General features: G+C 68.6%; 6 protein-coding genes and 1 pseudogene. 5 read left to right on the top strand and 2 right to left on the bottom strand.

The window, feature by feature from the left end; genetic code table 11:
* Positions 1-2,572: VIT domain-containing protein (locus RUU78_RS13485; RefSeq protein WP_313917412.1), on the bottom strand; the 2,572-nt coding region annotated here is incomplete at its 3' end.
* Positions 2,573-2,851: 279 nt separating this feature from the next.
* Here RUU78_RS13485 and RUU78_RS13490 point away from each other — a divergent pair.
* Together RUU78_RS13490 and RUU78_RS13495 are read left to right on the top strand one after the other, a co-directional pair.
* A complete protein-coding gene (locus RUU78_RS13490) occupies positions 2,852-3,430 on the top strand; it encodes an aminodeoxychorismate/anthranilate synthase component II (RefSeq protein WP_313917414.1) in 579 nt (192 codons plus the stop codon).
* A gap of 11 nt (positions 3,431-3,441) precedes the next feature.
* On the top strand, positions 3,442-5,580 hold the full coding sequence (locus tag RUU78_RS13495; protein WP_313917416.1) for a tetratricopeptide repeat protein: 2,139 nt from the start codon (positions 3,442-3,444) through the stop codon (positions 5,578-5,580).
* A gap of 175 nt (positions 5,581-5,755) precedes the next feature.
* On the opposite strand, the gene RUU78_RS13500 is transcribed toward RUU78_RS13495, so the two are convergent.
* A complete protein-coding gene (locus RUU78_RS13500; protein WP_313917418.1) occupies positions 5,756-6,253 on the bottom strand; it encodes a hypothetical protein in 498 nt (165 codons plus the stop codon).
* A gap of 392 nt (positions 6,254-6,645) precedes the next feature.
* Between RUU78_RS13500 and RUU78_RS13505 the strand changes: the two genes are divergently transcribed.
* From RUU78_RS13505 to trpC, 3 genes and pseudogenes are all read left to right on the top strand, one after another.
* Entirely contained in the window at positions 6,646-7,065 is a 420-nt protein-coding gene (locus RUU78_RS13505) for a hypothetical protein (RefSeq protein WP_313917420.1), read from the top strand.
* 202 nt (positions 7,066-7,267) lie between these two features.
* The gene (gene trpD / locus RUU78_RS13510; RefSeq protein WP_313917422.1) at positions 7,268-8,299 is read left to right on the top strand and encodes an anthranilate phosphoribosyltransferase; all 1,032 of its coding nucleotides are present in this window, start codon (positions 7,268-7,270) and stop codon (positions 8,297-8,299) included.
* Positions 8,300-8,356: 57 nt separating this feature from the next.
* Positions 8,357-8,576, top strand: a pseudogene (gene trpC / locus RUU78_RS13515) (indole-3-glycerol-phosphate synthase TrpC); the annotation flags it as partial.

An 8,576-nucleotide genomic window follows, 5' to 3' on the forward strand; every position in this document is an offset into this window, starting at 1 on the left:
TGCTGAGCACCCGCAGCGCGAGGCGCGGATCCTTGGCTTCGTTGCGGAAATAGTCCGCGCAGTCGAGGAAGAACGCTGGCGTCGCGGCCTGTTCGCGGCGTTCCTGCAGGTAAACCGCGTACGGATCATTCGCGGCGCGCAGGCGCGCGAGATAGGGTGTATTGGGATCCCAGCCGCGCAGTTCGATACCGACGCTGGCGCGTGGTGACGCCGCGCTCGCACCGTCGGCTCCTTCGGCGATCTTCGCTTCTTCGCTGCGCGTGGCTTCCGCAAAGCGCTCGGCGGATGGTTGGCTGAGCGACGGCGCTGGTGGAGCGGCGACTGCGGTCGTCCTCGCCTCCAGTGCTGATTCTTCGTAGACATCAGAAGCGGCCGCGATGTCGCCGGGCGCCGAGGCTAACACGCGCCTCCGGCCCCGGTCGCGCCGCGACTCCGGCCGGTCGTCTGCGTCGCCGGCGATTTTCTGCGGTTTGCGCGTGATTGCATCCGAATCCGGTGCTTGCGTAAGACGCAGTTGGCGTAGCGCGTCGAGCCTGAGCATGACGTCGGTGGCTTCGCGTTCCCAGCTCGTGCGGCGCGCGGGATCGGCACGGTCGGCAGTCCAGCGCTTCTGCAGCGCGCGCGCCTCGCGGTCGATTGCGCGCGCTTCGGCCAGATGAGTACGGCTGTCCTTCAGTGCGGGCAGTGCCTCCCAGCGCACGACTTCGGCGTCCGCCGCCGGTGGCAGCAGGGTTTCCAGCCATGCATGCGGCCTGTCCACGTGCCAGTTGAGGAAGCTTTGCCAGAGCACCATCGTCGCGCCGCGATGGCTGTCGCGCTGGCCCTGATCGGACACTGGCGTGGCCGTCGCGAGCAGCCTGCGATACGCGTCAGCGAGGTCGGGTTCGCGTGGCTCGACCTTGTAGCGCACGTAGTCCGCGATGCGGTCGAGCACGAGCATCGAGGTGTCCTGCGTGACGACGCCGTACTTCATGGACAGTTCCACAATGGTGTTGCGGTCGCGCGTGTCGGCGTACTCCAGATCGGCGATGCGTGCCGTGGCCCAGAGCCGGTCGATGAACGCGCCGCGCGCAGCGTCTAGCGGTTCGCCGGCGGCGGGCATCAGCCTGCGCCGCAGGGTGTTGCCGACGCCGTCGCCGAATTCGAGCTGCAGTTCCGCATCTGCGCTGCAGCGGCCGTATAGCGAGAACACGCTGCCCGCGGGCTGCGGTGCGCTTGGTGCGAGATCCTCGCAGCGGCCGCGCAGCACGCGCGTGGCCTGCAGCGCCCACTGCGTCCGGGCAAGCTGGCGCAGGGCGCTCGCATCATCGAGCGCAAGGAGGTTGATGACCTGGCCGCCGTGGCGTTTCGCCCAGCGCGTCAGGCGCGCGTGATCGACGGTCTGCGCGGCGTGTAGGAAGGCCAGGCGCGACGTGCCGCCGTCGCGCCACTGCGGTTCGCCGCTGCCGAAATTGCTCAGGCCATCGCCGACGACGAGCACCAGATCGTAGTTCGCCGCCGCGTCGACGCGGAGCGCGCCATAGGCACTGGCACCATCGAGCGGCAAGGCTTCGATCACGCGGCGCAGCGCGCGCATGTCGCCGTCGCGGATCGTGAATCGCTGCGCCGCTTCGGCTTCATTGCGGAACACGATCAGGTCGATATCGACCTCGCCCAGCTGCGTGATCCACGTAGCGAGGAAATCGAGTTCGCGCGCGCGTTCGCGGGTCGCGGCGCTGCCGGACGCGTCGTAGTACAGCGCGACGCGGCGTGGTGCGGCGGCGGGCTTCAGTTCCGCTTCGGGCGCGGATTGGACCTGCGCGGCAAAGCGACGCCATTGCGTATCGTCGCGATCGGCGATGCTGAAGAGGGTGGCTGTGTCGGCTGGCTTGGGCAGGCTGAAGGCCAGTTCGCGCTCGGGCAGGAAATCCGTGCGCTCGAGGTCGGCGGCGAAGCCGCCCTGCCAGCGTTCGAAACTCAGCGCGCCGGTGCCGGTGTTCGCGGGCGCGTGCTCGGTACGCAGCGCCTCGGCATGGACGGTGAAACGCTTGACCGCCTGGGTGAACTGCAGCGGCAGCAGATAGCGATATTCGCCGCCGGCGTCGATCAGCGGTTGGTCGAACGTGATCTGCACGCGCTTCGTGCCGTTCGCGGGCAGCGGATAGAGGCGAGTGCGAAAGACGTTGCCCTGGGTCAGCTCGGCCAGGCCCGGATCGATGCCGTGGCGGACCGTCGATTCATACGCGACGCGCGCGGTTTCCTTTTCCACGACCACGCCCTGGCGCAGCTTGCCTTCGACGTCCAGCGCGTAGCCGGTGATGCTCTGGCCCTCGGCGAGCGGGAAGACGAATTCCCCTTCGAGCACGCGCGCGTTGGGATTGTGGAAGGTGAGATCCAGGCGCGTGCTCGCGATGAAGCCCTGGATGCGGATGTCGATCGCGACATCCTGCAGTTGAATCGGCTGGAGCTGCAGCGACGGATCGAGCCACACGTGCGGCGGCTTCGGCGGCGGTGTCCGTTGCACTGAGAGGGCCGATGCGGCATCGGCCAGCAAGAATGTCGCGATGGCCAATCCCTTCCACAACGTGTTCATGCGCGGGTTCCTTGCGGGGTGAGTGGTGTGGCAACGCAAGGGATGTGGGGCCGGGGTCAGGCCGGGCGCGTGCGCCATGCCTGGCCGGATCCCGCTTTCCCCTCGCGCGACCGGTCGATGGGAGACGAGGCTGCTGTTGGCTCGCTGTACCGAAGCTGGCCGGCGCGCCGGTCGAATTCATTTGCACAGCGCGCCGCTGGCCGCATAGCCTTGTCGTCCTTTTGGCCAGCGCCCGCGCGCGCCGGCGCGACTTCCGAATCCTTGCCGGGCGGGTGCTCTGTGCTGCTGATGATCGACAACTACGACAGCTTCACCTGGAATCTCGTGCAGTACCTCGGCGAGCTGGGATGCGAGGTCAAGGTCGTGCGCAACGACGAGTGGACGGTGCAGCAGGTCGCTGCGGCGCGGCCGAGCCATATCGTGATCTCGCCCGGACCGTGTACGCCGAACGAGGCCGGCATTTCGTTGCAACTGCTCGCCGAACTCGGCACGCAGGTGCCGATCTTCGGGGTCTGCCTCGGCCATCAGGCCATCGGCCAGGCTTTCGGCGGCAAGGTCGTGCGCGCCGCGCAGATCATGCATGGCAAGACCTCGCCGATCCGCCACGCCGGCCAGGGCGTGTTCCGCGAGCTGCCCGATCCGTTCGAGGCGACCCGATACCATTCTCTCGTTGTGGAAAAAAATTCCCTGCCGGCCTGTCTGGAGATGACCGCCTGGACCCGGCACGAGGACGGCAGCGTCGACGAGATCATGGGAGTGCGTCACCGCGAGCTGCGCGTGGAAGGCGTGCAGTTCCACCCGGAATCGATATTGACTCAGCACGGGCACCAGTTGCTGGCGAACTTCCTGGCCGCATGAGGCCTGTCGGAATGTCGCGCGTTCTGCGCCTCGCCGGCCTCGCGCTGGCCTGCATCGGCATGGCGACTCTTGCCGCGGATCCGGTCGCCAGCGATGCCCCGGCGCGCTGTCGCAGCCTGCAGCAACCGCAGCCGCAGCAGGCGATCGTGGCGTGCGAGGAGGCCTACGCCGCGCTCGATCCGCTGCGCGACGCGGAAATCGCCGAGGAAATGCTGTTTCGCCGCAGCGATGCGCAGATCGCGACCGGTGATTTTGCCGGCGCCGCGGCGACGCTGAACCGTGTGGCGGCGATGCCGGTCGAGGCCGGGCGCTGGATGCACGATTTTCGCCTCGCGCGGCGTCGCGGCATCCTCGCCTACCGCCAGGAGCATTACGCCGATGCACTGCCGCTGTTCCGCATCGCGCGTGAACTTGCGCTCGCGCACGCGGACGATACGGCGCTGGCGCAGAGCTGGAATGACCTCGGCAATACCTTGCGCCGCATCGGTGACTATCGCGAGGCGCTGAATGCCTACCTTGCCAGCCTCGAATTGAAGCGCCGCGTCAGGGATCCGCAGCTTGGCGCGTTGTTCAACAATCTCGGCGACCTCTATCGCGATCTGGGCGACTACGCGGAAGCGCAGCGGCGCTACGTCGAGGCGCTGGCCGAGCACGACCGCGACGAGCGTCCGCGCGACGCGGCGCACACGCGCGAAAGCCTGGCCGCGGTGCTGGTCAAGGTCGGCGACACGCAGGGTGCTGGCGCGGCCTACGCGCAGGCCATCGCGACCTTCCGGACGCTCGACGCCCGTGCCGACGAATTGCGCGCCCAGGTCGGGGCCGCCGCGCTCGCGCTCGACACCCAGGCAATCCCGGCCGCACGCGCCGCGCTCGCGCGCGCCCTTCAGCTCGCGCAGGAACTGGCCCAGGCGCAACCGCCGAACCTCGCCTTGCAGCTCGCGCGCCTGCGTCGCATCGACGGCGATCTGGCCGGTGCGCGCAGCGTGCTCGCCGACGTGCTGGCGCGGCTGCCGCCCGACGCGGTCGAACGTGCACCGTTGCTGCAGGCGAGTGCCGATGCCGCGATGGCGGCCGGCGAAACCGCGCAGGCGTATCGGCTGCAGCAGGCATTCCATGAGGCCGATGCGCGCCTGCGCGATGCGGCGCATGACCGCCGCCTCGAACAACTGCGCGTGCAGTTCGACGTGGCCGAACGCCAGCGCGCGATCGAGAACCTCGAAGCGCAGAACCGCCTCGGCGCACTCGCCCTGCGGCAACGGACGACGCAATTGCAGCTGGGCCTGGCGTGTGCGGTCGTCGTGCTGCTGCTGCTGGCGGGCGCGTTCCTGCGCGCGCGCCAGCGCAGCCAGCTCGCCGCGGCCGTGCGCGAATCGAAACTCGCGGCGGAAATGGAGCAGTACCGCCGGACCGCCGCGTCACTGCGCGTGGACGGCGAGCGGGTGCAGGCGCTGCTCGATCGCAGCGATGCCGCGCTGCTCGCGATCGATGCGGCGGGGACGCTGGTCGCGCTGACGCGCGCCGCGGCGGATCTGCTGGGCCAGGCGCGAGATACGGCACTGGGTTCGCGCATGGCCGGATTCCTCGATGAACGTTCGCAGGTGGCGCTCCAGTCGGCGCTGGCGGAGCTCGATGACGACGATGCGGTGGCGGAACTCGCCCTGCGACTGCCGACGGCGACAGTGTGGGCGCGCCTGAGCGCGCTGCCGTCCGATGCCGGTATCGCGGTGCTGCAGCTCGTAGCTGGCGATGCCGCGACGGTCGACGGCGACGCGGCATCGCCGCCCACGCTGGATGCGGCCGAGCTCGTCGATGCGACGGCCGTCGAGACCGACGGGTTCCGGCGCGAACTCGTCGAACTCATGGTCTACGCGGTGGAACTGTGGGAACGCGTCAGCGGCCGCACGCGCATCGACCTGGCGGAGAAAAGCCGCGTCTGGCGCGTGACCATCGACGAAGGCCGGCTGCGCGTGCGCGCGATGGAACGCTACCTCAGTCTGTCCCGGCTACCGCGCCAGCCACGCTGGCGCGAGGTGCTGCGCACGGCCTATTTCGTACTGTCCGAATGCCGCCTCGAAGCGACCGAGCGCGATGCCTTGCGTACGCGCGCCGAGACGGTGCAGGCCAGCTTGCGCCGACGCGCGCTGGTCTGAGGCGCGGGTATCGGCCGGGTGCGCGAACGCCGGCGCGGCAGGCCTGGCCGGTGCGCAACTTCCCGGTCGATGGAGTGCTCAGCTGGGGGCGTCAGCGGTGGTGTTTTCCGGTCGCGGCCGGCCGTGCGCGTGCCACGCGCATCTCAGGTTCCGCGGGCCGTCCCAGGCGCGACGGTCACGACCCCTCGTCCGGGCACAGGGCACAGACCCCGGAAACGCCGTCGGCGAGCTCGTAGATCGCGTGGTGGTTCGCGTCCAGGAATGTGGCAGGCCCGTCGAAGACCGGCACGACGAGTCCGCCCTCGGGATACTGGGTGCCTGCGCCCACATAGGCGGTGCAGGCAGCGAGTGCGAGTGCACGCGCGGTGCGGTAGTCGTCGTCGAATTCGCCGCAGACCTGCGCCGGACACGCCACCATCGTGATCGAAATGGCATTGACGCGGCAGACCGGCGGCAGGTTGCCACCGCCGCCGGCGTCGCGCAGCCAGGGATTGCCGGCTTCGCGCCGCAGGCAGATCTTGTACTCGCGCAGGCCTTTCTCGGCGTAGTTGAAGGTGCCGAGGTAGACGGGCCTGTGGCCGCCGCAGGCGGCGATGGTCGGCAACTCGTTGTGCGCCAGCGCGGGGCCGGCGGCGGCAAACAACAGCAGGGCGATGCAAGTGCGGTAGTTCATCGAGCAATTTTCCCCAGACAGGTGCCGGGCAGGCGACGTCGTGCACGTTCCCCGGCGGACGATGGTGGCAGAGCACAGGGGTGCCCGTTGCCCGTGGCGATCAATGGCAGCGATGCGCGCGGCGTGCAAGCCCCGCCTGGGATCAAGCCGGGAAGAAATGTCGGCAATGGATTGATTGGATTTGGGTTTTTCGGGGGCGGGCGGTGCGCAGCCGCAGCGCCGCGCCGAGTCCTTTGCGGTGAGTGACTTGTGCGCGAAAACGTCCCGCGCAGTCCAGGTTCCTGCCCCGGTTGGCCCCTGTTCGTGCTCGCGGCCGGTGGTCTGAGCGCATAGCTTGGGGTCGCCCACGGCCAATGCTGCCGTCGCAGGCTTCCACCTCCAGGAGATTCTCTATGTCACTTCGTTCGCTTCGCGTACTCGCCGGTTTCGCCCTGATGCTCGGCGGCTTGTCTGCCCAGGCGGAGATGCTTCCCGGCACAGTCTGGTATTCGGCCGTGATCAAGATGCAGGAACCGGCCCCGTCGTCCGCCGTCAACGAGTACGTCATCAGCTCGCCGACCGTGGCCGGATGCCAGAGCCAGGTCACCTCCACCATCGACGTGCGCACCAGCAGCCCGTATTTCTACTCCCTGATCTCGCTGAGTGGCTGCTCCTTCCATATCAGCGGCTTTGCAAGCGCCGAGGCCGAACTGCAGCCGGTCCTGTTCACCGACTTCAACCACTACGAAGGCGTGCTGCGCGAGCGCTACCGTATCGATGAATACGAGGTTGAACTGAGCAAGCTCTATCAGCGCCTGCAGCCGGCGCGCTGAGCCCGGTCGCAGCACCGCCGGGCCGGCGTGCAATGCGCCGGCCCGGATCTTTGCCGCCCGGCCGGGACTGGCGGGGACGCCCGGCAGCGGCAGGTCGCCACGGAGCCGGCGCGGGGCCGCCGTGCCGGCTTATGCCCAGGCCGACACTGATCTTTACGCCCGGAGTCCTTATCATCGCCGGCCCGAACCGTCGGAGTCGGCCGTGGCGATCACCCCGCAACAGGCGCTGCAGCGCACCATCGAACATCGCGAGATCTTCCACGACGAGATGGTCGACCTCATGGGACAGATCATGCGCGGCGAAGTGTCGCCGACCATGGTCGCCGCGATCATCACCGGCCTGCGCGTGAAAAAGGAAACCATCGGCGAGATCAGCGCCGCCGCGGAAGTCATGCGCGCGATGTCCACGCGCGTGACGACGCCGGCTTATCCGTACTTCGTCGACATCGTCGGCACCGGCGGCGACAGCGCCCACAGTTTCAACATCTCGACCGCGTCCATGTTCGTCGTCGCCGCCTGCGGGGTGCATGTGGCCAAGCACGGCAACCGCAGCGTGTCCTCGAAGTCGGGCAGCGCCGATGTGCTCGAAGTCCTCGGCGCGCGTATCGACCTCGATTCGGATCGCGTCGCGGCCTGCCTCGAAGAAACCCGCATCGGCTTCATGTTCGCGCCCAACCATCATCCGGCCATGAAGGTGGTCGCGCCGGTGCGCAAGGAAATGGGCGTGCGCACGCTGTTCAATATCCTCGGCCCGCTGACCAACCCGGCCGGTGCGCCGAACATTCTCATGGGCGTATTCCATGCGGACCTCGTCGGCATCCAGGTGCGCGTGCTGCAGCAGCTGGGCGCGACGCACGCGCTGGTCGTGCACGGGCGCGATGGTCTCGACGAAATCTCGCTCGGCGGCGCGACCCTGGTCGGCGAGCTGCGCGACGGCGAGATCCAGGAATACGAGATCCATCCCGAGGAGTTCGGCTTTGCCATGGCCTCCTCGCGCCAGCTCGCGGTCGCCGACGCGACCGAATCCAGCCATCGTGTGCTCGAGGTGCTGGACAACCAGGCCGGTGTCGCGCGCGACATCGTCGTGCTCAATTCGGGCGCCGCGCTCTACGCAGCCAATCTGGCCGGATCCGTCCCCGAGGGCGTGGCGCTGGCCAACGAGGCGATCGCCACGGGCGAGGCGCGAGCCAAGCTCGACCAGTTCGTCGCGGCGACGCAGCGGCTGGCGGGCTGAGGCCGCAACGTCGACGCGGCGGCGGCGGTTCAACCATCCAGGCTTTCAAGGACAGACGTGAGCGACATTCTGAAGAAAATCCTCGCGCGCAAGGCTGAGGAAATCCAGGCGCGCAGCACGGCGCTGCCGTTGCGCGCGCTGTTGGCCCAGGTCGACGCGGCACCGCCCGTGCGCGGCTTTGCTGCTGCGCTGAAGGCTCGCATCGCCGCGCAGCAGCCGGCCGTGATCGCCGAGATCAAGAAGGCCAGCCCGAGCAAGGGCGTGATCCGGGCCGACT

The sequence above is a fragment of the Tahibacter sp. genome (assembly GCF_032229445.1).
Classification (GTDB): domain Bacteria; phylum Pseudomonadota; class Gammaproteobacteria; order Xanthomonadales; family Rhodanobacteraceae; genus Tahibacter.